24 protein-coding genes are annotated in these 26,357 nt (G+C 41.5%); 1 reads left to right on the top strand and 23 read right to left on the bottom strand.

Features of this window, described 5'->3' with window-relative positions; genetic code table 11:
• Nucleotides 1-39: 39 nt before the first annotated feature.
• The 20 genes from ACWF5P_RS19420 to ACWF5P_RS19325 form a co-directional block, all read right to left on the bottom strand.
• Nucleotides 40-906 carry a 2-oxoacid:ferredoxin oxidoreductase subunit beta gene (locus tag ACWF5P_RS19420; RefSeq protein WP_057278380.1) on the bottom strand — a complete coding sequence of 289 codons (867 nt, stop codon included), beginning with the start codon at nt 904-906 and terminating at the stop codon, nt 40-42.
• Nucleotides 893-2,650, bottom strand: coding sequence for a 2-oxoacid:acceptor oxidoreductase subunit alpha (locus ACWF5P_RS19415; RefSeq protein WP_101224707.1), 1,758 nt, complete (start codon nt 2,648-2,650; stop codon nt 893-895). The genes ACWF5P_RS19420 and ACWF5P_RS19415 overlap by 14 nt, the downstream gene beginning before the upstream one ends.
• Before the next feature lie 216 nt (nt 2,651-2,866).
• Nucleotides 2,867-3,802 carry a dipeptidase gene (locus tag ACWF5P_RS19410; RefSeq protein WP_452445178.1) on the bottom strand — a complete coding sequence of 312 codons (936 nt, stop codon included), beginning with the start codon at nt 3,800-3,802 and terminating at the stop codon, nt 2,867-2,869.
• Between the two features lie 133 nt (nt 3,803-3,935).
• A complete protein-coding gene (gene spoVS, locus ACWF5P_RS19405; protein ID WP_029281188.1) occupies nt 3,936-4,196 on the bottom strand; it encodes a stage V sporulation protein SpoVS in 261 nt (86 codons plus the stop codon).
• Between the two features lie 174 nt (nt 4,197-4,370).
• Nucleotides 4,371-5,168, bottom strand: a complete 798-nt coding sequence (locus tag ACWF5P_RS19400) for a TIGR00282 family metallophosphoesterase (RefSeq protein WP_101224705.1) — start codon at nt 5,166-5,168, stop codon at nt 4,371-4,373.
• A gap of 152 nt (nt 5,169-5,320) precedes the next feature.
• Nucleotides 5,321-6,880 carry a ribonuclease Y gene (rny, locus tag ACWF5P_RS19395; protein ID WP_063231807.1) on the bottom strand — a complete coding sequence of 520 codons (1,560 nt, stop codon included), beginning with the start codon at nt 6,878-6,880 and terminating at the stop codon, nt 5,321-5,323.
• Between the two features lie 342 nt (nt 6,881-7,222).
• Nucleotides 7,223-8,269 (bottom strand): recombinase RecA, encoded by a 1,047-nt coding sequence (recA, locus tag ACWF5P_RS19390; RefSeq protein ID WP_101224704.1) that lies wholly within the window; start codon nt 8,267-8,269, stop codon nt 7,223-7,225.
• Nucleotides 8,270-8,616: 347 nt separating this feature from the next.
• A complete protein-coding gene (locus ACWF5P_RS19385; RefSeq protein ID WP_101224703.1) occupies nt 8,617-9,849 on the bottom strand; it encodes a competence/damage-inducible protein A in 1,233 nt (410 codons plus the stop codon).
• A 23-nt stretch (nt 9,850-9,872) separates the two neighbouring features.
• Entirely contained in the window at nt 9,873-10,457 is a 585-nt protein-coding gene (gene pgsA, locus ACWF5P_RS19380) for a CDP-diacylglycerol--glycerol-3-phosphate 3-phosphatidyltransferase (RefSeq protein WP_034313524.1), read from the bottom strand.
• A 164-nt stretch (nt 10,458-10,621) separates the two neighbouring features.
• The gene (locus ACWF5P_RS19375) at nt 10,622-11,527 is read right to left on the bottom strand and encodes a helix-turn-helix domain-containing protein (protein ID WP_232782996.1); all 906 of its coding nucleotides are present in this window, start codon (nt 11,525-11,527) and stop codon (nt 10,622-10,624) included.
• Nucleotides 11,528-11,535: 8 nt separating this feature from the next.
• Nucleotides 11,536-12,327, bottom strand: a complete 792-nt coding sequence (locus ACWF5P_RS19370; protein WP_034313530.1) for a DUF3388 domain-containing protein — start codon at nt 12,325-12,327, stop codon at nt 11,536-11,538.
• A 240-nt stretch (nt 12,328-12,567) separates the two neighbouring features.
• A complete protein-coding gene (locus ACWF5P_RS19365) occupies nt 12,568-12,825 on the bottom strand; it encodes a DUF3243 domain-containing protein (RefSeq protein ID WP_101224701.1) in 258 nt (85 codons plus the stop codon).
• A gap of 80 nt (nt 12,826-12,905) precedes the next feature.
• Nucleotides 12,906-13,631, bottom strand: coding sequence for an elongation factor P 5-aminopentanone reductase (gene ymfI, locus ACWF5P_RS19360; RefSeq protein ID WP_137019699.1), 726 nt, complete (start codon nt 13,629-13,631; stop codon nt 12,906-12,908).
• Between the two features lie 18 nt (nt 13,632-13,649).
• Nucleotides 13,650-14,936 (bottom strand): EF-P 5-aminopentanol modification-associated protein YfmH, encoded by a 1,287-nt coding sequence (gene yfmH, locus ACWF5P_RS19355; protein ID WP_434169096.1) that lies wholly within the window; start codon nt 14,934-14,936, stop codon nt 13,650-13,652.
• Nucleotides 14,936-16,216 carry an EF-P 5-aminopentanol modification-associated protein YfmF gene (gene yfmF / locus ACWF5P_RS19350; RefSeq protein ID WP_434169095.1) on the bottom strand — a complete coding sequence of 427 codons (1,281 nt, stop codon included), beginning with the start codon at nt 16,214-16,216 and terminating at the stop codon, nt 14,936-14,938. The genes yfmH and yfmF overlap by 1 nt, the downstream gene beginning before the upstream one ends.
• Nucleotides 16,217-16,427: 211 nt before the next feature.
• On the bottom strand, nt 16,428-17,387 hold the full coding sequence (locus tag ACWF5P_RS19345) for an ABC transporter permease (protein WP_094246576.1): 960 nt from the start codon (nt 17,385-17,387) through the stop codon (nt 16,428-16,430).
• Nucleotides 17,388-18,431: an ABC transporter permease gene (locus ACWF5P_RS19340; RefSeq protein WP_101224696.1), complete on the bottom strand. Its 1,044-nt coding sequence runs from the start codon at nt 18,429-18,431 to the stop codon at nt 17,388-17,390.
• On the bottom strand, nt 18,424-19,959 hold the full coding sequence (locus ACWF5P_RS19335; RefSeq protein WP_101224695.1) for an ABC transporter ATP-binding protein: 1,536 nt from the start codon (nt 19,957-19,959) through the stop codon (nt 18,424-18,426). Before ACWF5P_RS19335 ends, ACWF5P_RS19340 begins: the two co-directional genes overlap by 8 nt.
• A 204-nt stretch (nt 19,960-20,163) precedes the next feature.
• Nucleotides 20,164-21,252 (bottom strand): BMP family lipoprotein, encoded by a 1,089-nt coding sequence (locus tag ACWF5P_RS19330; RefSeq protein ID WP_095678836.1) that lies wholly within the window; start codon nt 21,250-21,252, stop codon nt 20,164-20,166.
• A 161-nt stretch (nt 21,253-21,413) separates the two neighbouring features.
• Nucleotides 21,414-22,139 carry a GntR family transcriptional regulator gene (locus tag ACWF5P_RS19325; RefSeq protein WP_101224693.1) on the bottom strand — a complete coding sequence of 242 codons (726 nt, stop codon included), beginning with the start codon at nt 22,137-22,139 and terminating at the stop codon, nt 21,414-21,416.
• Nucleotides 22,140-22,443: 304 nt separating this feature from the next.
• Between ACWF5P_RS19325 and ACWF5P_RS19320 the strand changes: the two genes are divergently transcribed.
• A complete protein-coding gene (locus tag ACWF5P_RS19320; protein WP_434169094.1) occupies nt 22,444-22,743 on the top strand; it encodes a DUF6509 family protein in 300 nt (99 codons plus the stop codon).
• Nucleotides 22,744-22,772: 29 nt separating this feature from the next.
• Here ACWF5P_RS19320 and ACWF5P_RS19315 read toward each other — a convergent pair whose 3' ends face one another.
• The 3 genes from ACWF5P_RS19315 to ACWF5P_RS19305 form a co-directional block, all read right to left on the bottom strand.
• Nucleotides 22,773-25,103 carry a DNA translocase FtsK gene (locus tag ACWF5P_RS19315; protein WP_101224691.1) on the bottom strand — a complete coding sequence of 777 codons (2,331 nt, stop codon included), beginning with the start codon at nt 25,101-25,103 and terminating at the stop codon, nt 22,773-22,775.
• A 236-nt stretch (nt 25,104-25,339) separates the two neighbouring features.
• Nucleotides 25,340-25,567, bottom strand: coding sequence for a YlzJ-like family protein (locus ACWF5P_RS19310; protein ID WP_063231821.1), 228 nt, complete (start codon nt 25,565-25,567; stop codon nt 25,340-25,342).
• Complete coding sequence (locus tag ACWF5P_RS19305; RefSeq protein WP_034313566.1) at nt 25,564-26,310, bottom strand: ClpP family protease; 747 nt, start codon at nt 26,308-26,310, stop codon at nt 25,564-25,566. Before ACWF5P_RS19305 ends, ACWF5P_RS19310 begins: the two co-directional genes overlap by 4 nt.
• Between the last annotated feature and the right edge of the window lie 47 nt (nt 26,311-26,357).

The raw sequence follows: 26,357 nt of genomic DNA, 5'->3' as shown, positions 1-26,357 counted from the left end.
AAGGTTCACCCCATCTTTAGGGGTGAACCTTTTAACTTTTTACATAAATTCAGCAACAAGCTTATCAAAGTGCGCTTGATCCAGTGTCAGATCTGATTTATTTAACGCTTTTTCAGCATACCCTGGCACTAATTCCTGGTACGAAGGGCGTGAAGAGTCTTGATAAATAATCCCTGTTACAAGGCTGTCATGCTGCATCAAAGTCTGCATGGCCTGTTCTTTATTTGATGAATCATAGCCTTCAATCGTGTTCAATTTAGTCAAGTTTTGTTTAAACCAATCATACGTATTGATTTTATTATATGTTACACAAGGAGAGAAAACATTGATAAAGGAGAACCCTTTATGGTTTATCCCTGCTTCAATGATCGCCGTCAGGTCTTTCAAGTCAGTGGAAAAGCTTTGGGCGACAAACGTAGCGCCAGCTGACAATGCTAATTCCATAGGCGAAACAGCCTGTTCTATTGATCCTTCTGGAGTGGATTTTGTTTTAAATCCAGCAGCTGATCTAGGAGAAGTCTGGCCTTTTGTCAATCCATAAATTTGGTTATCCATGACAATATACGTAATGTCGATATTACGGCGGATCGCATGGATGGTGTGACCCATCCCGATTGCAAAACCATCTCCGTCACCGCCTGAAGCTATAACAGTCAATTCACGGTTGGCCATTTTTACTCCTTGGGCAATTGGCAGTGAGCGGCCATGGATACCATGGAAACCATAGGACTTGATGTAACCGGATATACGACCTGAACAGCCGATACCGGAAACAACAGCCAAATTTTCCGGCTCCAATCCTACATTGGCTGCCGCACGCTGCATGGCAGCCTGAACGGAGAAATCTCCGCAGCCAGGACACCAGTTAGGTTTTACATCATTCCGAAACTCTTTAAACGTTGCCATATTCGAACATCTCCTTGCATTGTGTGTGAATTTCATGCGGGAGGAATGGGTTGCCATCATATTTTAGGATGCTTTTAATTTTATTAACATGTCCGACATTCATCTTGATGATATTAGCCAATTGTCCAGTCGCATTATTTTCAATAACTACTACTTTCTTAGCACTTTGCACCAATGATAGGACTTCATCAGCTGGGAAAGGATGAATCAAACGGATCTGCGCATGATTCACTTTCATTCCATCCGTTTCTAACCGGCCGATCGCTTCATCAATCGTCCCGCGTGTTGAGTTAAAGCCAAGAATTAATAAATCCGCTTCTTCATGCGGTGTGTTTTTGTATACTGGTGTTTGGAATGTGTTAGTTAAATTATTCAGCTTACGCATCCGTTTATCCATTTGCAATTTACGATTCAAAGCCGTCTCGGAAGGTCTGCCCGTTTCATCATGTTCAACACCTGTAACATGGTGAATCCCATTTTTCATACCAGGCACTACACGTGGTGAGACTCCGTCTTCCGTTACTTCATAACGCTTGAAGTAAGATTTGTCTTCAGCCTCTTCAATTTCAAAGTCCACCAATTTCCCGCGTCTTATCTCCACTTTGCCGTAATCAAGCGGCTGAACCGTTTGTTTACCTAATGATAGCTGTAAGTCGGATAGAACGATAACTGGACATTGATATTCCTCTGCAAGGTTGAAAGCTTCCGCCGTATCATAAAAAGCTTCCTCAACAGTACTCGGAGCCATGACGATTTTAGGTATTTCACCATGTGTACCATAAATCATGGCCATTAAATCGGATTGCTCCTGTTTTGTAGGAAGACCCGTAGATGGACCGCCACGTTGAGTATCGACGATGACAATTGGCGTTTCGGTAATGCCCGCTAAACCAATCGCTTCCATTTTCAAGGAAAGTCCAGGTCCAGCTGAAGCTGTGATGGCACGTACACCGCCATAGTTTGCACCGATTGCCATTGTAGCCGCCGCGATTTCATCTTCAGTCTGGATGACCGTTCCTCCAAATTGAGGAAGTTTTTTAATTAAGTATTCCATAATTTCCGAGGCAGGAGTAATCGGGTAAGCTGCCATAAAGCGGCAACCGCCTGCAACTGCTCCTAAAGCGATAGCATCGTTTCCAATCATGAACATGCGTTTTTGGCCGTCTGCCTTTTCCAACTCCATTGCGCCCAGTTTTTCTCCAAGCAACACTTCCATTGCCTTATAGCCAGCAGTAATGGCATCCATATTCTTCTTGACGATTTCTTCACCCTTACGGCCGAATATTTCATCAACCACATCGTTGAATACGGAAATTTCCATGCCTAGAACAGCACATGTCGCACCGATGGCAACCATATTTTTCATTAATGATGTTCCTAATTCGGCTGCTATTTCCGTAAAGGGAACAATATATAATTCTGCCTTTGTATCTTCTGGGCAGACAGGTTTGAATTTTGCATCTGCAATTATGATGCCACCCTCATGTAATTCTTTATAATTGACGTCAATTGTTTCTTGGTCAAAAGCAACTAAGATGTCTAAATCATCAGAGATAGCACGAGTTTCCGTAGTACTTACACGAATTTTGTTATTCGTGTGTCCACCCTTGATTCGGGATGAGAAATGACGGTAGCCATACAAGTAATAACCTAAGCGATTGAGGGCAATACAGAATATTTCTCCTGTACTTTCAATACCTTCACCTTGTTGTCCGCCAACTTTCCATGAAAGTTGATTGATCATGTCTTACACTCCTTTAGGACGTTCGTATATAAATGCATTTAACCGCACCTCTCTTCAGAACATTCAACTATGTAAAATTATCGTTCTAATTTAGGAAAGGTGTACTAAACGCTTTCAATTCTATCGGTTAAATCATCAAATTGCAACCTTTTTGCTTTTATTTTTTATATTTTCAGAATATTTATTCATATCTTTATAGTAAGAATTGAAAATCACTTAAGATATTTCCTTTCCAAGCGGAAAATTACGTGTGAAATTATCAAAAAGGAGACCTTTTACAATCTCACTGGAATAAAGCCTGTTCAGTTCATTTATTAAGTTATGATAATCATTATATGACAATAAATTTTCTACCATATGATCGATTCCATCGAAGTCAGACCCTAATCCAATTTGTCTTTCCCCTCCCAAACTGCATACATGCTCAATATGTTTCAGGATATCCTTTATCGTAGCTGATTCACCATTTGCCAGAAATTGCGGGACAAAGGTTACGCCGATCACCCCATTTTTCTGTAAAAGGGCTTTTATCTGCCCGTCTTTTAAATTTCGCGGATGCGGACAAAGATGATAAGCATTCGAATGGGAGGCAATTGGGAATTTAGCCAAATTTAAGGTGTCCCAAAATCCCGCTTCGGATAAATGGGATAAATCGCACCAAATCGACTTCTCATTCAATTGCGCGACCACCTCGGTTCCAAACCCCGTCAAGCCGCCCCCTCTTGTTTCTAATGCCCCATCCGCTACCAAGTTGGCGTAATTCCAAGTTAGGCCTACGGAGGACACGCCAAGATGAATGAGGGTTTTCAATTTCAACAAATCATTCCCGATGCAATCACACCCCTCCAAAGTAAGCATTGCACCTATTTCCTTTTCTTTTAAAGATTCGATGTCTGCCTTGGTCTTTATAAATTTCATTTCCGGCTCTGATAAAATCTTTTCATGAAAAATATCCACCATCGCCAAAGCCGCTTGAAATCTCATATCAGGGTGGACTTTTTCAGGAATATATATTGCAAAACATTGGACCTTTCCCCCTTCATCCAATAATCCCCGCTTTGTTATATGTAATTTATCACTATTTGCAAATGAAATATCCGGATCGATGAACATCTTCATCAGTACATCACAATGGGCATCAAAAATTGTCAATGTAATCCCCCTTCCTGTGTCTTTTAATGATTCTATATTCCATTATAAAGGGATATGGATTTTTCGTCATTTGGATTTCACGACAAAAAAGAGCCTGCTCGCCTTCCGACAAACAGGGCATCCAAACATGGAGTTATCTTGGTTCAATGATTAGTTTTATTGCCGTTCGTTCTTCGCCATCAATAAGTATATCTGTAAAGGCAGGAATACAAATCAAGTCAACTCCACTAGGTGCGACAAACCCTCTTGCGATTGCTACTGCCTTGACGGCTTGATTTAACGCACCTGCACCGATTGCTTGAATTTCGGCTGCTCCTCTTTCCCTGAGCACTCCCGCTAGTGCGCCTGCTACAGAATTAGGATTAGATTTTGCTGAAACTTTTAATATTTCCATTCCTAGTCCTCCTTGTTTTCCCTGCCGATTCTAACTTGGCTCAATAGTTATAACACTTTCCACTGCTACTATATTCATCAAGTAAAACTTGTATGACAAAGAAAACCGGGATTGTCCACCATTTATTAATGAATCGAAAAAAGGATGGCCAGTTTGACTGTCCATCCGTTCCAATCAATGATAAAAGGGGTGATCTTCGTTAATCAGAATCCTTTCTATTTTTTTAGCCTTGCCAGTTTTATCATCAATTTCAAGGAGTATCCCACTTAATAGGGTCCGCCCCTCTTTTGGCACTTCAAAACGAGCAGGAAGGCTAGTTAGGAACCGATGAATGACTGCATCTCTTCCCATACCAAGGATGCCATCATATGGTCCTGTCATGCCTACATCTGATATGTAAGCGGTGCCTCCAGGCAATATACGGTTATCTGCTGTCTGGACGTGTGTGTGTGTGCCGACAACGGCTGTAACCTTCCCATCCAGGAACCACCCCATAGCCTGCTTCTCACTTGTAGCTTCTCCATGAAAATCGACAAAGATGATTGGTGTCTTTTTTTGAGCCTCCGCCACGAGTTCTTCAGCTTTTTTGAACGGACAATCCAAATCCGGCATGAATGTTCTCGCTTGCAAATTGATGACCGCTATTTCATACTGGTTCAATTTTAAAAATTTCATTCCTTCTCCAGGTGCCCCGTCTGGAAAGTTCGCTGGACGGACGAGATATTTCGCTTCATCAATAAAATTGAAGATATCACGATTATCCCATGTATGGTTTCCCATGGTCACTGCCTGTGCTCCCCACTCTAAAAAACTGCGGTAAATCTTTTCTGTAATCCCCCGGCCACTTGCTGCATTCTCGCCATTGATGACCGTGATGTGCGGACGATACTTTTCTTTTAACTTAGGAAGGTATTCTTGGATCATGTCACGACCAGGAGACCCCACCACATCTCCAATAAATAGCAATTTCATTGTAAAACCCTTTCTAGATTCACCTAATTATATGAATTATTCAAGTATGTATTGTAACATAATTTGGGGTAATTATAGGAGTTACGCTTAACGATTAATATCCGAAAAAGAAAAAACGAAGTGGTTTGCACCACTTCGTTTTTCATTAACTATTATTTAGCGTATTCGACTGCTCTTGTTTCACGGATGACCGTGACTTTTATATGACCAGGGTAATCGAGCTCTTCTTCAATCCTTTTCCGGATATCACGTGCGAGTCGATGGGCCGAAAGATCATCAATTTGTTCTGGTTTCACTAGAATCCGCACTTCTCGTCCGGCTTGAATCGCAAATGATTTTTCCACTCCATCATAGGATTCGGAAATTTCCTCAAGTTTTTCAAGTCTTCTAATGTAATTTTCAAGCGTTTCACTTCTAGCTCCCGGTCTTGCAGCTGATAATGCATCAGCGGCAGCCACAAGCACTGAAATGATGGAAGTTGGTTCAGTATCGCCATGATGTGAAGCGATGCTGTTAATGACAGTTGGATGCTCTTTATATTTGGTTGCTAATTCAACGCCAATTTCAACGTGACTGCCTTCTACTTCATGATCAATCGCTTTCCCAATATCATGCAGTAAACCTGCACGGCGGGCAAGAACTTCATCCTCTCCAAGCTCAGCGGCCAGTAAACCTGAAAGCTGGGCCACTTCAATTGAATGTTTAAGTACGTTTTGCCCATAACTAGTACGGAACTTCAAACGTCCTAAAATTTTGATGAGATCTGGATGGAGACCGTGAACTCCAACTTCAAAAGTCGTTTGTTCACCAATTTCACGAATATGTTCATCTACCTCACGTCTTGCTTTGTCAACCATTTCTTCAATGCGGGCCGGATGGATCCTTCCGTCCTGAACAAGTTTCTCAAGAGCCAAGCGTGCCGTTTCCCGTCTAATTGGATCGAATCCAGATAAAATGACAGCTTCAGGAGTATCATCGATAATAAGGTCAATACCTGTTAGCGTTTCTAACGTCCGGATATTTCGTCCTTCACGTCCGATTATCCGTCCTTTCATTTCATCGTTTGGAAGATTTACTACAGAAACGGTGGTTTCTGCAACATGATCAGCCGCACAACGCTGAATGGCAAGAGAAAGAACTTCTTTTGCTTTTTTATCAGCTTCTTCTTTGGCACGGGTATCACTTTCTTTAATCATAAGCGCTACATCGTGAGCAAGCTCGTTTTCCATTCGGTCTATAATGATTGCTTTAGCTTCTTCACGAGTTAAACCGGAAACACGTTCAAGCTCTGTTTGCTGCTTACGAACCGTCTCGTCCACTTTGCTTTCCATCTCTTCAATATGCTGTTGTCTTTGGTTTAGAGAATCTTCTTTTTTCTCCAAAAGGCTTTCACGTTTGTCTAACGTTTCATCCTTGCGGTCCAGATTCTCTTCTCTTTGCAATAACCGATTTTCTTGTTTTTGTAATTCGTTCCTTCTTTCACGGGCTTCCCGATCCGAATCGGCACGAACTTTATGAATTTCATCTTTTGCTTCCAACAAGGCTTCTTTCTTAAGTGCTTCCGCTTCACGTTTTGCATCCTCAAGGATGTGTTCAGCAGAGCCCTTTGCCCCTGCTATTTTACTCTCAAATTTTGATTTGTGAATAAAATAACCAACAACTGCACCGACGATTAGGCCAAGCAAAGTGAAGATGATTGTCATGGGTTCCATCGTTTCACCTCCCCTTGCTATGAACTTTTTACATAAAATGTTGAACTGTCGGCAAGTACATTGCACATAAATTCAATATACAGCACTTAATTTTCAAAATTTTAGTTTGAAAAATTGTAAAATATACATATTAATTGTATAGTTGAGAATTTTTATTGTCAAGCGTTTGTCCCTTATGTATCAATGATTATTCAAGTTTTCTCAATATCAACCATCATAATGTACAGCATTCTTTATGGAAAAGTTATTTCAATGCCATTTATTCCGCTGAAAATTTCACACTTTTCTCAAAATATATAGAAAAGGCCTAAGCGAACAAGCTTAGGCCTTTTCCAAATACCATTAATCAAGCAATTCAAAATGCTCTTCTGGTTCATTTTCTTCTGGCGGTAATTCATGCTCTCCATCGAGATTATAGTGATCTCTGATTTTCTGAGAAATTTCCTGAGCGATATCCTGATTTTCTTTCAAGAACAGCTTCGCATTTTCGCGGCCTTGTCCAACACGCTCTTCATTGTATGAATACCACGAGCCGCTTTTAAGGACGATATCAAGATCTGCACCCATATCGATGATTTCACCTTCCTGGGAAATCCCTTGACCATACATGATGTCAACTTCTGCTTGACGGAATGGTGGAGCAACCTTGTTTTTTACAACTTTGATTTTCGTTTTATTACCGACGATTTCATTACCCTGTTTTAATTGTTCCGCACGGCGCACTTCCAGACGAACAGTTGAATAGAACTTCAATGCCCGGCCTCCTGGAGTCGTTTCTGGATTCCCAAACATAACACCGATTTTTTCACGGACTTGGTTAATGAAAATGGCAATGGTATTTGATTTATTAATGGCACCAGACAGTTTTCTAAGCGCCTGGGACATCATCCGCGCTTGAAGACCCATATGGGAATCTCCCATTTCGCCTTCGATTTCAGCTTTAGGAACAAGTGCTGCCACCGAATCAATGACAATGATATCTACAGCTCCACTTCGAACTAATGCTTCAGCGATCTCCAAGGCCTGTTCACCCGTATCAGGCTGTGAAAGCAGTAAATCATCTATATTTACACCAAGTTTTTCTGAATATGCTGGATCTAAAGCATGCTCTGCATCAATGAATGCAGCCGTGCCGCCAGTCTTTTGTACTTCTGCAATAGCATGTAATGCAACAGTCGTTTTACCTGAGCTTTCAGGTCCATATATCTCAATGACCCGGCCTCTTGGATATCCGCCCACTCCCAATGCTACGTCCAATGCTAAAGAACCGCTTGAAATCGTTGAAATCCTACGATCAGACTGTTCCCCAAGTTTCATAATAGAACCTTTACCAAATTGTTTTTCAATTTGTTTTAACGCCATATCTAAAGCCGCTTGACGATCACTCACTCAATTTCCTCCTCTATATTCAAATAATCGGCTGTCCGATTAAAGGTGTACTTACGTTAGCAATTATTCGAGATCAAGGTTTGCATCCTGTCTCAAAACCTATCTTTACTATATACTCTTTTTACAATTTTGCCAAGCAAAAAGTCGAACATTCATTCGTTTTTTTCTTTCGGGGCATTCTCTGTAAAAAAGCGTTTTATCTTAAGGAAATCTCCATTTCCTTTCACTTGCTCCCTAAAAAAAACATTTTCATTGAATTAACTTTTTTCTTTTTTTCCCTATTTTTCAAGAAACAAACTTCTAAAACCAAATAAAAAGCAGAGCTGTAAAAAGCTCTGCTTTTAGCGTTATAAATCCCTTAATAGGTAATGACAGCCGTACTTCACACTCCGAATCCGGTTTTGCGCCCTGCTTCCGGAAAGATTCAACTCCTTGAAATGAGTGTTTCCATCCCGATAGGAAATGCCAATGAATACTGTCCCTACAGGCTTGCCTTCTTGTTCATCCGGACCTGCAACACCCGTGAAGCTTATGCCTACATCCGCATCGAGCTTGCTCCGGACATTAGAGGCCATTTCCATTGCACACTCACCGCTGACCACCCCATGCTCAGATATGGTATCATCGCTGACGCCAAGGACGTTCGACTTCGCATCATTCGTATAGCAGACAATTCCGCCTTTGAAGACTTTACCCGCGCCCGGTATGGTTGTCAGCTGTTCTTGGAACATCCCACCGGTCAAGCTTTCAGCTGCAGCAATTGAAAGCTTGCGGACCGTTAATTCTTTTACAAGTTCCTTTATTAGCGAAGTATTATCACTTCCATAGTGGAACTTACCGACCCTGCTAAGAATTTCTTTTTCCGCTTCTAAAATAAGCTCTTCGCATTTTTCTTTAGAAGAGTCTTTAGCGGTGATCCTTAACGTCACTTCCCCTTCGGCTGCCAGCGGAGCAATTGTCGGATTCGTTTGATTGACAAGAAGATCTTCAATCACCGTTTCCAGTTCGGCTTCACCTATACCGTAGAACCGAAGAACCTTGGAATCGATCCGTTCATGCTTTTCCAGTTTATTCATGATCTTTTCATAACCATAACTTAAAAACATCGGCTCCATTTCACTTGGCGGACCAGGGAGAAGCATATATGTAATCCCAGATTTGGACAAGACCATTCCCGGTGCCATGCCATGATCGTTTGCCAACACTTCACTGCCTTCTAAGACAAGGGCCTGTTTTTTGTTGTTTTCCGTCATCGGCCGTTCCCGTTTTTGGAAGTAAGCTTCAATGGAATGCAAAGCTTCATCATTAAAAACGAGCTTTTTCCCTATATGGCGAGCAATCGTTTCTTTCGTTAAATCATCTTTGGTAGGACCGAGTCCACCGGTAAAGACAATCAAGTTCGCCCTAGATTCAGCGATTTCTATAGCTTGTTGTAAACGGCGATCGTTATCCCCGACCACAGTATGGTAAAAAACGTTGATCCCCATTTCCGCAAACTGCTGCGATAAGAACCTTCCATTAGTGTTATTGATTTGTCCTAAAAGAAGCTCTGAGCCCACTGCAATGATTTCTGCATCCATCTTTTCAAAACCACCATTCGTTTTTACTTTGAATTAACAAATACTTCTTTGTTTTTTATAAAATAATCCAAGCCTGACCAGATTGTAAAGATTAATGCAATCCACAATGCGATATTGGCAAATGGAAGTGAAATTAAGGCAAATGGGAGGTTATGCAGCAATAAAGCCGAAATAGAAACAATTTGTGCCCATGTTTTTATTTTACCAAGCTGGTTCGCTGCAACCACTTCCCCTGTACCCGCTAGCACCAAACGCAATCCGGTGACTGCAAACTCGCGACTTATGATCACGATGGCGATCCATGATTGACCGTACATTAAATCTAGATCAACCAAAACGATTAAGGCAGCCGAAACCAGAAGCTTATCAGCCAGTGGATCTAAAAATTTCCCTAAATCAGTAATCATATTATATTTTCTGGCAAAATGGCCATCGATCCAATCCGTAGTGGAAGCGATAATAAAGAGGATGGCTCCAGCTAAGTGCGCCACTGGCAAACTGTATTCTCCCCAAGTCAGCGTCCCCCATGAAAAAGGAACGAGCATGATGATTAAAAATACTGGTATTAAACAGATTCTTGCTACTGTAATCTTATTAGGCAGATTCAAAACTTTTACCTCCAAAATTTACGCCTGCCATTCGGGCCTGCGTCTTAGATCTAAAATACGCTTTTATGTATAATTTAACTCAAAATCCAATCTTATATGCCGGGTAATCCATTTCCCCGTCGCCTTACCATTAAATAGAGCAAAAATAGTCATCTATAAGATGACTATTCGGCTTTCGTAAATTGTATCGTAACCAATTGCGTATTCACTTCAGTCGGTGAAATGGAATACTCCAGCTTCTCATCATTCACATAAATCTCAGTTTCATATGCTCTGCCTATATTGATGACAGCTTCTTTTTCATTGGTGAAATCAATTTCCTGGCTTTTGTCCTTGTCGATAGTGCCCTGGAATAGTAATTTACCTTCACCATTTTTTATGCCGACCCATGGCGAGCCTTTTGAGGTCACCTTTAATTTAAAGGTATCGGTATTTTTTAATTCATACGTACTATTTTTACCGCTGGAACTTGTGACGGCAAGTTTTTGCTCTTTCTTTTCATCTTTGACAACTGCATCATCTTCATTCTTCTCATCAGATGACTCAGATTTTTCTTCCTGTTTTTTGTCTGCATTCTCTTTTTCTTCGTTAAACCCATCACTTTTATTGTAGCCCACAGCTTCATTCTCTTTAGCGTTCTTTTTATCATCATTATCAGGGTTACTCATATAATTCGATACCAGTACCCATATCAAAACGGCCGCACCAATTACTAAAACGACAGCCAGGATCTTCGGTAACATTTCAACAACCTTTGAATCTCCTGCCGGTATAGTTTTCCGGGATTGGACCCTTGAAAGCTGTTCTGGCAATTCCTCGCTATAGACTGATGGCACTTCACTTTTATATTGTTCGAAAATCTCTTCTGAGTCCAGTCCGACCGCTTCACAATATTGCTTTATGAATGCCCGTACATAGAACTTTCCAGGCATCATACTGTAATTTCCCTCTTCAATGCCTATAAGGTAACGCTTTTGGATCTTCGTTAATTCCTGCAAATCTTCTAAGCTAAGGCCTTTGGCTTCCCTAGCTTCCTTTAATCGATTACCTAACTCAGTCAAATAAAACACCTGCCATTTTAAAAGTCAAAGGAACCAAAATCGGACCCTGAAAACTGGTCTTTTTGGTCGACAACTTCATATGTTATTTCTTCTTCAGGATTGTTTCGCAATTCAATAATATAATCAAAGTCTTCGAGGGTATACTCTGTATTTTGGACAAAAACATCCGGATGTTCGATTACTTTGACAGCATCAAGCCTCATTATTTCTCGAATCAACTGCCAATGACGCTCATTTGCACGGCGAGTGGAAACAATTCCATCTAAAATGAACAAATTATCATTATTATATTCATCCTCAATAAGCTGACTGCGGATAGTCTGCTTTAAAAGGGTCGATGACACAAACAACCATCTCTTATTAGCACATACACTCGAGGCTACGATGGATTCAGTTTTCCCGACACGAGGCATCCCTCGTATCCCGATCAATTTATGCCCTTCCTGTTTAAACAGCTCGGCCAGGAAATCGACAAGCAAGCCCAGTTCATCACGGACAAACCTAAAGGTGTTTTTCTCATCGGCATCGCGCTGAATATAACGTCCATGCCTGACTGCGAGGCGATCACGCAATTTAGGTTCCCTCAGCTTAATGACCTTTATCGTATCCATCGTACGGAGAATTGACTCGAATCTTTCTATATTACGGCTGTCTTTCGCCAACAAAAGTAAACCACGCCTGCCTTCATCGACCCCGTTAATGGTGATGATATTAATGGAAAGCATCCCCAGAAGGGATGAAATATCCCCTAATAAACCAGGACGGTTGACTTGGATTTCATATTCAAAATACCATTCTTTATTATCCACGATAACACTCCTTAAGCCTAAAAGCTTTTACCCTACTCAGGGGCAAAAAACTTATCCATCGTAAATTTCAAGGTCTGAACACTTTATATTAATTGTCTAGCTTCTATAATATAGCATTTCTTGATAAGTTAAAAGGAAAAACCCTAGAAAAATATTCATTTTTATATAAGAGGATAAATAATCATCCACTTAAATCCAAAAGGCCCTGTTATTTAATAACAGGGCCTTTGGAGGGATATTTTACTTCGTTCCATTGTTCTCGACTAACTTGACCATGACACTTGCCATAGCGTGTTTTTCTTGATCGCTTGCAACTGACCAAAGATCAGCAAGCACTTTCTCTTGATCATTCTGGGGCTCAACCTGATTAGCCAGGTAATCACCGATTTCGAAAGCCAAGTTGTTAACAGCGCCTTCTGACAAGCCTTGTTGTTCACCTTGATGTAATCTGTCGCCTAAAAAGTTTTTCCATTGATCCCAATTGTCCAGTACAGACATGAATGGTCACCCTTTCCTTCAAAATAGTACATAGATATTTTGTGAAGGAACCGAGGAAATTATACATGTCTTTAAAAAAATCATGTGTACCATCCGCCATTTACGCCTAAAATTTGCCCGGTTATATAGGATGACTTGTCGGAAAGCAAATAGTATACGGCCTCCGCGACTTCTTTGGAATGCCCCATCCTGCCCATCGGGATATCTCCTTTGATGATCTCCAGATCTTCTGCACTGAAAGATTCGAGCATGGAAGTGGAAATCGCTCCGGGGGCAACGGCATTCACCCGGATTCCATTAAGTGAGACTTCTTTGCTAAGCGCCTTGATAAAAGCATTTTGACTGCCCTTGACCATTGAATATAATACTTCACAGGATGCACCTGTCTGCCCCCAAATCGATGTGACCGCAACGATGGCAGCCTGTTCTTGGTACATAAGCTTTGGAAGCAGTTCCTTTGTTAATTGGAAAGGGCTCGTTACATGCAGCTGCACCATTTCATTAACGATTTTCTCATCCATGTCAGATATTAGCCCATAATAGCTATTGCCACTATTGAGGACGATTGCATGGAGGGCAAAGATATTTTCCGCCAATTTCCTGTATCCATCCGGTGCAGCCAAATCCGCTTGAATCGGAATAAGTTCGACTTGATGGGGCTTCAGTTCTTCAATCAATTCAAGTATCGCTTCTTCATTGCTGTTATAATGTAAATAAAGTGAATAATTTTCCTCGGCGAGCTTTATAGCTATTTCCCGGCCGATTCCTCCACTGGCTCCAGTAATAAGGGCAAAACGTTTCCCCACATTCGAGCCCCCTTTATATTATTTAGGAAGTACCTGACAGACTGTCATCCGTTCATCGGATATTAAGTCCTTGGCGACCTCCCTGATATCTTCGATCGTTAGTTTTTCCAATACTGATACAACATCGAACAAGTTCATATCATTGAATGCATATCTGGTGAATTGATTTGCTATATATTCCGGCGAATTCAGAGAACGAAGGAAAGAACCGATTTTTTTCTTGATTGTCCTTTGCAGGCTTTCTTCATTCAGGCCGGTTCCGGCTTTTGATTTTTGCAGGATACCAAATAAAGACTCCGTCAACTCATCAGGTTTAGCACTATCCCCGCCAATTAACGCAAATCCAAAACCTTGTTCCTGTGTATAATCATATGAGAAGCTTTGATCGATCAACCCTTCCTCATATAGCTCCTCATGCAAAGGTGAACTTTTGCCGAACAGCATTTCCAGATAAATATTGGTTGCCAATTCCCTTTTCAAAAGCTGCGAACCGGATTGATTGACATTGGTCGCCTTGATTCCCAGCATAACTTTTGGTGTCTGGACATTCATTCTTAAGACTTCCTTGTCCTTGGCAACAATTTCAGGCTCTTGGTCAAACTTACGTTCCACCTCAGGTTGTTCGTTGTATCCTTTATTATTTTGATTATCCCGGATCAGCTTCATGGTGCTTTCGACATCAACCGGTCCTACAACAAATAGGAGCATGTTGCTAGGATGATAAAACGTATTATAACATTCGTAAAGCATATCCTTCGTAATATCTGCAATGGATTCCACAGTACCGGCAATATCGATTTTCACGGGATGCTGATGATACATATTGGCTATCGTTCCAAAATATAATCGCCAGTCCGAATTATCATCATACATATTGATTTCCTGCCCAATGATTCCTTTTTCCTTCTCTACCGTCTTTTCCGAAAAATAAGGATCCTGGACAAAGTCGATTAAGGTAGTAAGATTCCTACCGAAGTCGGACGTACTGGAAAATAAATAAGCTGTACGAGTGAAAGAAGTAAAGGCATTTGCAGATGCTCCCTGCTTTGAAAATTGCTGAAAAACATCTCCATCTTCCTTTTCAAAAAGCTTATGTTCAAGAAAATGGGCAATTCCATCAGGTACTTTAGTGAATTCCGTTTCATTCAAAGGTTTGAAATGGTTGTCAATCGAACCATAATTCGTCGTGAAAGTGGCAAATGATTTATTGAAGCCACTTTTCGGAAGAATATACACTTCAAGGCCATTATCCATTTTTTCATGGAAAAGTTCTTCTTTCAATTGAGTGAATGCTATTTTTTCCATTACCCTTGCACCTCCTCTTCCGTTAGGAAATAAATCGTATCAAGCTGAATCTTTTGACCAACTGCAATGATTTCTTCCTTTGTCGTCCGCTCTGTGTTTGCAAACCACTCGTCGAGTGATATATCCTGCCCGGAAACCACATTATGATATAAAATTTCCACAAGCCCTCTCGAAACGTCAATGGTTTCAAGTAGTTGATTCTTAACGACCGCCTTTGTCTGTGCGAGCTCTTCTTCGGAAAAATTCCCTTGCTTCATTTCCTTCATTTGTGCATGAATGATATCCAATGCCTGCTTGTAGTTGGCATTTTCAATGCCGGCCATGACCATCAATAGACCTTTATGACTTTCGAGCCTCGAAGCTGCATAATAAGCAAGGCTGGCTTTCTCCCGGACATTGATGAAAAGTTTTGAATGTGAAAAGCCACCAAAAATCCCATTGAAAAGCTGAAGTGCATAATAATCCGGATCACCGTAGTCAACTTGGGTTCGATAACCGATATTCAATTTCCCTTGCTTCACATCCGAATTCTCAATGATTTCTTTTTCCTTCTCCACTACCTTGCCCGTCTTCCCGGGCAGTCTCACAGGCACTCGTTCTTGCAATGAAACATACTTGTCAGCCAGAGCCTGCACTTCCGATTCATCGATGTCACCGATTACATATAAATCGATTTCATCCTCCGCCAGCACTTTATTGTAATAAGAGAAAAGGGACTCAGGAGTTATCGTTTCCAAGTCTTGTAGATTACCGCTCGCTTCTAAAGCATATGGTTCGTTTTTGCACATTTCCTCTACAAGGCGTATAGCTGAATATCGCATTTTGTCATCGGAAATGGATTGAATCCGCTGTTTTAAAGAACGGATTTCATTGGAAACCGTTTTAGAGTCAAAGGCCTCGCCATTCTTCTTCGGATTAAAGATCACCTCTGATAATAACCCAAAAGCCTTTTCGAGAAGCGGGGTTGAATCACTAAGAAATTTTTCATTGACGATATCGATAGTAAAACTTATGATTTGATATTCGCCTTTTTTAGCTACATCGACATAAAACCCTGCTCCATATAAATCATCAAGATAAGATCGAAGCTCGGGTGTTGTAGGATATTTACTTGTATTGCTTTGTAACACATATGGCAGCAATGCACGATATGTAACGTCCTCTTTTGTCAACGGGGCTTTCATCTTCAGCACGAGAGTATTCGTTTTATATTTATCCGTCCGGACCACATGAAGCTTGTAGCCGCTTTTTTCCGTAATTGTATCGGAAGCAATAGACATGAATAATCCTCCTCATTTTATAAATCACCTTTATTAGCTTATTGTTTGTAGATTGGAACCCTTTTAAACATCTACTTAAAATATACATGTGAAAGGAAAAATCATGCAAGTTACAGCTACTTTTTTTGGTTTTTCACCAGCTCACCATCACTTACGGCTCAACCTCGAAAGAAAAAAACCGGCCAGCATAGTTTGCTGACCGGTTATAACCTTATCTTTTTCCTTTGATATATGGCTGTCCGGATGCTTTAGGAGCATCTGCACGACCAATGAAACCAGTTAATGCAATGATAGTCAGAACATAAGGAGCGATCAATAGGTAAACCGAAGGAATATCCTTGAAGAAGGGAAGGCTCGAGCCAACGATACTTAAACTTTGAGCCAAACCAAAGAATAACGCTGCACCCATTGCCCCGATCGGGTGCCATTTACCAAAAATCATTGCGGCAATGGCCATGAAACCTTGTCCGTTAATTGTCGCATGATTGAATTCATTCGAAAAGATGGTAGCATATATCGCTCCGCCGATACCTCCAAAAGCACCTGATAATAAAACGGCGGCATATCGGATTTTCGTAACATTGACACCCATCGTATCAGCTGCCATCGGATGCTCACCCACTGCACGGATCCTTAACCCGAATGGTGTTTTATACAGTACATACCAGACGACAAAGGAAATAAGGATCGCTATATATACGATATAATATCCATTTGCGAAAAAGATGGGTCCTATAAATGGGATATCACTTAGTAAAGGAACATCAATCCTTGGGAATGTTTCCGTGATTCTATCAGTTTGACCTTTGTCAAAAATCAGCTTCACCAAAAACATGGTCAGACCTACTGCCAACAAGTTGATGGCTACCCCACTAACCGTTTGGTCCGCCCTGAAGGTAATGCATGCCACAGCGTGCAGAATGGAAAACAGCAAGCCGGCAATCATTGCCGCTAGCACAGCAAGCCAAGGAGTCCATTCCCCAAAAACATCAGCAAACATTAAGTTAAAAACGATCCCTGTAAAGGCACCGATGACCATCAATCCTTCTAAACCGATGTTTATGACACCTGCCCGTTCAGAAAACACTCCTCCGAGTGAAGTAAAAATAAGTGGTGCAGCTAGAGCAATCATAGATGGAATAATAATTTGTAATACTTGGTAAAAATCCACTTATTTCACCCCTTTCTTAAATCGAGCGGCAATCCAACGAATAAAATAACTGGATGCGACGAAGAAAATGATCAAAGCTATGACAATATCTACAATTTCACTAGGTATGCCGGTTTCTAGCGGCATATTTAACGCCCCTGCTTTCAGTCCCCCAAATAATAAGGCTGCCAGCACTACACCAATAGCCGTATTCGCTCCTAGTAAGGCTACTGCAATCCCATCAAAGCCCATACCTGTGAACCCGCCTTTGACTGCGGCATAACCAAAAGTTCCAAGGCCTTCCATCGCACCCGCAAGCCCTGCAAACGCACCTGAAATAACCATCGAAAGTATGATGTTCTTATTTACACTCATTCCTGCATATTCGGAAGCGTGCTGATTGAAACCTACCGCTTTCAGTTCAAAGCCGGTTTTTGTCCTTTCAAGAAGGAACCACATGATGATCACGCAAATAATCGCTACCACTATTCCCCAATGCATCCGGGAAAAATCCGTAATGCTTTCAAAAAAAGGAGACCTCAATGATGCTGTATCAGCAACTCTTTCTGTTTTATCCAGCTTGTCAGTCATTACATTCCGAATTAAATAATTCGTCACATATAATGCTGTATAATTCAACATGATCGAAACGATTACTTCATGTACACGGAACTTAGCTTTTAGATAACCAGGGATAAATGCCCACAGGGCACCAGCAGCTGCACCAGCTAATATGGCAAACGGCAAATGGATGATCCTTGGTAGGTCAAAAGCGATTCCGACCCAAACTGCCGCCAGCCAGCCTACAATTAATTGCCCCTCTACACCGATATTGAATAGGCCCGTACGGAAAGCAAAAGCCACTGCCAAACCAGCAAGGATATAAGGAATGATTGTCCTGACGGATTCCCCTACATAATAAGAATCCCCAATAATTCCATTTATCATGGAGCCATAGCCGGCAACAGGGTCATAGCCGCTTACTAACATGATTATGGCCCCAACGACTAAGCCGAGGATAACTGCTATTAACGGACTCGTTAATTTAGATAAATACTTAGACATTTTGTTTTCCCCCTGCTTCCGTCCGTTTACTGCCAGCCATAAGAAGGCCAAGCTCCTGTTCAGTCGTTTCTTTCGGATCGACTATTGCGACGATTTCCCCTTCGTATATAACGGCAATTCTATCGCTCACATTCATGATTTCTTCTAATTCAAATGATATGAGGAGTACCGCTTTTCCTGCATCTCGCTGTTCAATCAGACGTTTATGGATAAACTCGATCGCCCCTACATCAAGGCCGCGTGTCGGCTGTGCGGCAATCAATAAATCCGGGTTCCTATCAACTTCCCGGCCGATGATCGCTTTTTGCTGATTCCCTCCAGAAAGCGCCCTTGCCGGGGTATATTCACTCGGAGTGCGAACATCGTAACTTTTGATCAGTGAACGGGCCTTTTCAAATATTTTCTTTGAGTTCAAGATACCAGCTTTTGAAAAAGGCTTTTGATAATAGGTTTGCAAGACAATATTTTCCCCAATGCTGTAATCGAGAACCAAACCATGCTTATGTCTGTCTTCTGGAATATGTCCGACACCTGCTTCAGTGATTTTACGCGGCTTCAAATTCCTGATTTCTTTTCCATTTAGCTTTATCGAACCTGCGGTTGTCTTCCTTAGGCCAGCCAATGCTTCAATTAGTTCGGATTGTCCATTTCCATCAACACCGGCAATACCGACAATTTCTCCTGCACGGACAGTTAAATCCAAGTTCCGAACAGCTGAAACGCCCCGGGAATCCTTGACTTCCAGTTCCCGGACCTCGAGAACTACATCCGAAGGAATAGCTGCCGTTTTTTCCGTCTTGAACAGAACTTCCCTACCGACCATTAAGCTGGCCAATTCGTTAGGATTCGTTTCGTTGACATTCACTGTACCAATTCCTTGGCCTTTGCGTATTACCGTTACCCGGTCACAAACCTCCATGATTTCCTTAAGTTTGTGTGTAATTAAAATGATGGATTTCCCCTCTTTGATAAGGGCTTTCATAATATAAATCAATTCCTTGATTTCTTGAGGAGTCAATACAGCTGTCGGCTCATCAAAAATCAATATCTCCGCACCACGGTATAGCGTTTTAAGAATCTCGACACGCTGCTGCATCCCTATTGAAATATCGGCAATTTTCGCATAGGGGTCAACACGAAGCTGATATTGTTCCGATAGTTTCCTAACTTCCTCGCTCGCTTCTTTTAAATCGATTTTACCCGCTTTTGATGGTTCTTTTCCTAAAATGATATTTTCTGTTACTGTAAAGGGGTCTACGAGCATAAAATGCTGATGGACCATCCCAATCCCTAAATCATTGGCAATGTTAGGACTGGTAATCTTGACTGGCTTGCCGTTCACACGGATTTCTCCCTGTTCAGGCTGGTATAAGCCGAATAAAACATTCATCAATGTGGATTTGCCCGCGCCATTTTCACCTAATAATGCGTGAATCTCCCCTTTTTTAACCTGAAGGGTAACGTTATCATTTGCGACGATGCCGGGGAATTCCTTACGGATATTAAGCATCTCAATTACATATTCCACGTATTATCAACTCCTAAAATGAGTGTAAATATTCTTAAAATCATTTAATTGCATCTACTAGCTTATTGATTTTTTTAAAAAAACCAAATGAAAAACTACGATTCTATCATAGTTTTTCATTCGATATTTTTCAGTTGCAAAGACCAATTGGGAAAAGAAAGAATAGAGGGCAATTCGCCTCCCTATTCTTTCTGGCATTAGAGATTATAAATCAAGTTTTTTGAATTCTTCATCCGTTCCCGGAACTACGAATTCACCTGATTTAATTTTTTCTGTCCACTCTTCGACCGCTTTTAAAGATTCTTCTGTTACGTTATCTTTTGTATCGGAAATGCCTACACCATTTTCTTCGATACCGTACTCAATTACTTTTCCGCCTGGGAAGTTTCCTTCTTTCGCTTTCTCGGAAAGGTCTTTAACTGCCACGTCAACACGTTTTAGCATGGAAGTAAGTGTGATGTTGTCGTCAGTTCCAGGAACTGCCCCTAATTTAGCTTGGTCGCTATCTACACCGATAACATAGATTTCCCTCTTAGGATCTTTTTGCTTTTGCTCGACTGCTTCAGTGAATACACCTTTTCCAGTTCCGCCAGCAGCATGATAAATGATATCGATGCCTGAAGAATACATGGAGCCTGCTGTGGATTTACCGATATCAGCTTTATTGAAATCTCCGGCATATTTAACTTCAACTTTCGCATCCGGATTTACAGATAAAACCCCAGCCTTAAAGCCAACTTCGAATTTCTTGATTAATTCAGATTCAACTCCGCCGATAAAACCGACCTTGTTTGTTTTCGTTTGCAGACCGGCAATTACACCTACAAGGAATGAACCTTGCTGCTCTTTAAAATTGATGCTGGCTACATTCTTTTTATCTACAACTGTATCCACGATGGCAAAGTTTGAATCCGGACGTTGGTCGGCCACTTCACCAACAGCTTCGGCTAAAAGAAAACCGATACCATAGATTAGTTGGTAATCTTCACGTACAAGCGTATTCAGGTTTTTAGCGTAATCTGCATCAGATTTAGATTGCAGGTAGTTGTAGCCATCCTTACCTTTTTCCAGACCATTATCCTTACCGAATTCCTGAATGCCCTTCCAAGCGGATTGGTTGAACGACTCGTCATCCACGCCGCCAGTATCAGTTACCATTGCAACAGTGAAGTTATCTTTGTTTTTCCCATTTGAAGATTCTTTATCATCATTCTCTGAGTTACCACATGCTCCCAGTAGCGTACCGGCTGCAAGAACAAGTGAAAGAGCTAGTCCTAATTTGCGCTTTTTCAATTTTTATCCCCCTAGTTTTACATAGTTTTTTGAGCAGGAATGTTCTGAAAAGTCATTCATGTTTGCGTTTTCACTTCTCGTTAATTTTTTTTGCATCCGCTTGATCGACTTTTTCGGAACCGAAACAAACGCTTGCATTCACCCGTATGCAGAGTTAAGACCTACACACGTTTACGAAGAACATGAAAGCTGAACATATTGGCTTTAAAGTAGTTTACAGAATACAGGATAGGCTGGTCCCAATCATCCAGATGCATCTGCTTTAGAACGAGTAGTGCGGCTTCTGGCGAGCATTTAAGGATAGGAGAAACTTTCTCATGATATCCAATAGGCTCAATCTCTGCTACGGCATGCGTAATTTTTCGATGCGCATCTCTTTCCAAAATATCTAAAAGAGACTCATCATTACGGTCAAAATTTTCTGATAGTATAGATTCAGGAATTTTGTCAATACAGTAGACAACTGGCTCCCCATTCGCAGTCCTTACTCGTTCGATGATGACGATGCGTTCATCTGTCGAACACGAAAACCTGCGTATATCCTCTTCTGTAGGTTCTTGGGCCGTCGAGCTTAAGAAAATCGTACCCGGTTTCATTCCTGCCTCTTCAATCATGTTCGTGACACTTTTTAATTGCTCGATACCTGAAGTGAACCGAGGTTTCGGATTGACGAAAGTCCCAACTCCATGGCGGCGAATGATGATGTTTTCTTCTTCTAAAATTCGCAGCGCTTCTCGAAGTGTCGCCCTACTAACTCCCAATTTTTTTGCAAGATCGAATTCTGAAGGGAATTTTTCATTTTCCTGATAGACTCCAGCTTCAATATCCTGCTTCAGGTAATCAATGACCTGCAAATATAAATGTCGACTATCTGATTTTATTGACATACAGTTTCCCCCAGCTAATTTCTTAAGACATCAGACCTCTGATGTTGAATCATTCCTACTAATCGAAAATAATATAACATTTTTTTTGACATAAATAAATAGTGTTTTACTATTTACTTTAAAAGAATTTAGGAGAAATTACCCTTCCCTGTGTCTTTTAATCTAGAAAAAGCCCCGGAATTTGTACGATTATTCTCCTAAATCAGATAAATATTTTTTGAAAATGCAAAATGAATGCAGCTCTGTTCAAGATGCTGTTTTCCTGTATAATAGGATTTATCTTCTTTGAAGGGATGTACACAAGATGTTAAAGATTACAGAATACACGATCGAAAAATTGAATGATCCATTTGGTATTTTGTCCGGGGAACGTTACGAGTTGTTCTTGGATATTGAAGTGCCTGAAGAGGATGAGCTCTTTTCAGAAAATGGTTTATATATCCGGGTGCTTTTTGCAGCGGAAGAGCAAATGGGAAAATTGATTAAATATGATATTTTTGAAAAAGGTAATGAGGGCGCACTCGAATTCGATTTAGAAGAAGATGAAGAAGCGATGATTACCGACTTCTGCCTTAAACATTTAGACGAGGCGATGAATAATTAAAAAACCGGGCTGCTGCCCGGTTTTTTTACTTATGATGAATGCGCTTCATCCTGTTCATCTTTAGTGACCAATACATTTCGTGGTTTACTGCCTTCATATGGACCGACAATTCCCCTCGCTTCCATTTCATCAATCAATCTCGCTGCCCGCGTATAGCCAATCCGGAAACGGCGCTGCAGCATGGAAACCGATGCAGTCTGCATTTCTACGATCAAGGACACGGCATCCCCATATAAATCATCTTCGACTTCACCATTTGAAGTTTCTGCAATTTCATCGGGTATCATCTCTTCGTTGTATTGTGCTTTTTGCTGTGAAATGACATATGTGACAACTTCCTCGACTTCATTGTCGGACAAAAAGGCACCTTGGACGCGAACCGGTTTTGAAGCTCCTGCTGGCAGGAAGAGCATGTCACCCCGGCCTAACAGTTTTTCAGCTCCGCCCATGTCGAGGATCGTTCTCGAATCAGTCATTGATGAGACACTAAAAGCAATCCGAGATGGGATGTTCGCTTTAATGACCCCTGTAATTACATCTACGGATGGCCGCTGAGTGGCAATTATCAAGTGGATGCCTGCGGCACGTGCCATTTGCGCAAGCCGTGTGATGGCATCCTCTACATCATTTGAGGCGACCATCATTAAATCCGCCAGCTCATCGACAATGACTACGATATAAGGCAAGAGCGGTTGTTTGGCATCTTCTTCGATGTTATATCGGTTAATATAATCATTGTAGCCTTCAATATTACGCGTACCGGAATGAGAAAATAGCTCATAGCGCCTTTCCATTTCACTGACCACTTTTTGCAAAGCCTGTGCAGCTTTCTTTGGATTTGTCACTACAGGTGCGAGTAAGTGGGGAATTCCATTATAGACATTCAGCTCCACCATTTTTGGATCGATCATCATCATTTTTACTTCATGCGGTTTTGCCCGCATCAGGATGCTGGTGATAATCCCGTTGATACAAACGGATTTCCCGCTGCCAGTAGCACCAGCCACTAGTAAATGCGGCATTTTATTGAGCTCCGCCTTAACCGCTTCACCGGAAATGTTCCGACCTAGGCCTATTTGCAGTTTTGCGTCAGGCTTGTCAACTTCCTTGGCCTCTAAAACTTCCCTTAATGACACCATCGCCACTTCGGAGTTGGGCACTTCTATTCCGATAGCCGATTTTCCCGGAATCGGAGCTTCGATTCTAATATCCTTTGCGGCCAGTGCAAGGGCCAAGTCATCGGATAGGCTGACAATTTTACTTACCTTCACCCCTACGTCCGGATGAACTTCGTATTTGGTTACGGCTGGGCCTAAATGAACTTGAGTGACCCTCGCTTTCACTCCAAAGCTATGAAAGGTGCGCTCAAGCTTAGCCGCATTTTCATGGATCAATTGGTATTCTCCGCTTTGGTCCGTTTTTTTTGGCTGCAATAATAAAGAAAGAGGCGGTAAAAGATATTCTTTATTCTCCACTTCCGTAAAATTCATAGGCGGAACGGCATCATCCTGGTCCTCTTTATTATCAGCGGCAGGTTCCGTAACGACCGGAATTATTTCGTCTTCGTCGCTATAGGCTTTATCAGCAAAGCTGGAAATGATCCGCTCCGTCGCCATTTGCTGTGTATCCTCTTCTTGCAGAAGGGGCTGATCCGTTTCTTCAACCGGTTCTTTTTCCCGTTTCTTCTTTTTAACCGGATTCTTTTTCTTTTCTTTTTTGTCTTCATTCCACGTTCTCATATCATCAATGAATGCAGACCATTGCTTTTTGAAAAAGCCGCCAAGACCCATGAAAAACTTCCCGAGGGTTTCACCTAACGTTTTCCCGGTCAATAGGACGGCACCTACAATGATAAAAAGGAATGAAACGATTTTCGATCCAGCTTCGTCGAATAAAAAGTATGAGGCTGCAAATAATATCGCCCCAATCATACCGCCCCCAAGGTCCTTTGTGCTGGCCTTGCCGGTCACTTCCATCCAGAATAGCTCCCATGTATTCGAAATGACGCTGGGCTTCGTGAACGGTCCTCCATCTGCAAGCATGTTGAACAGCGTCACATGACTTAGTAGGAGCATGCTCGCAACAAGGAAATACATCCCGACGAATTGCCGTTTTAACAGGTAAGGGACCTCCCTCTTTATCATCAAATAGAACCCAGCTGCGATTGCTCCCAACAAAAAGAGGATATACCATTCCCCCATGAAGAAGCGGATTAAAAAGACCGTCCCATTTCCAACTGCTCCAAGCTTGGCAATGGCAATGATGGCCAAGCCTATTAAAGTGAGGCCGATCAATTCATATTTAAGCGTTAGTTTTAACTTCTCTGTACTATTCTTTTTTCTGCGTTTCTTCTTTGCCATAATATCACCTGATTCTTCATGAAACTATTCTAACTTTCCTATTCAACATCACTACATGATTTCCCTTCAGGAAACAAACGTTCGCTCACTGATTATACCAAATAAATTTGAGCCTGTCCTTGATATATATACCATTTATTCTTAGCGGACAATTTGCCACATAATGAATAAAGCAGCCAAGCGGCTGCTGATTTTCATTCCAGTATATCATAATTTACCTCAGTTAGTCTTTTTTACTAAGGATTCATCTGTTCGAACACATTTATGACAGCTCCTGGCTGAATGTGTACATTCATATAATCTTCAGGATCCGTGCTCACAATTCGATCAATGCGAAATGTGCGGCCCCCGTCATGCTCAACCATAACATGTACACCATTATAGATCATTTCTATTAAATTTGCCGTCTTCTCATGATGATGAGGAAAAATTATTTCTTCAGGAACGATCGTATAAAGCGTCATTGCAGAAGCCCCTCCTCTTCCCCGGCAATTTTGGGCCTTCTTTCTTCCATGAAGCTATTCAGTTTTCTCATGGCCTGGCCTACTCCTCCTACATCATCGATCATTCCGATTTCAACTGCCTCGGCCCCAATGACATTCGTACCGATATCTCGAGTTAAATTTCCTTTAGCAAACATTAAATCCTTAAAACTTTCTTCCGTAACATTGGAGTGCCGCGTAACAAACTTGATGACTCTTTCCTGCATTTTATCCAAGTATTCAAAGGTTTGAGGCACGCCAATGACCAGACCTGTCAAACGAATGGGATGAATCGTCATCGTTGCTGTTTCAGCAATATAGCTATGGTCACACGAAACTGCAATCGGCACACCGATCGAGTGACCTCCCCCAAGCACAATCGAAACGGATGGCTTTGAAAGCGAAGCCAGCATTTCTGCGATGGCTAGTCCCGCTTCGACATCTCCTCCGACTGTATTTAAAATGACTAGCAGCCCCTCTATATTGGGATTTTGTTCAATTGCCACAATTTGCGGAATAACATGTTCATATTTGGTCGTTTTATTTTGAGGCGGCAGCTGCATATGTCCTTCAATTTGTCCAATGATCGTCAAACAATGGATTTTTGAGTCCTGAGATAGTTGTGGAACATTGGTAGCTCCCAGCTGCTGAATTTTCTCGATTAAAGTTGAATTCTTACCTTCCTGCTTGCCTTCATTTTCATTTGGTAATGGTGCATTATCCACTATGCCAACCCCTTTCTCTTATAGCCTATAGCTTTATTATGTCTCGA

This window comes from Peribacillus sp. NPDC055009 (assembly GCF_053608705.1).
Note: the sequence above shows the minus strand (reverse complement) of the source record. Positions and strands in the feature narration are given on the sequence as shown.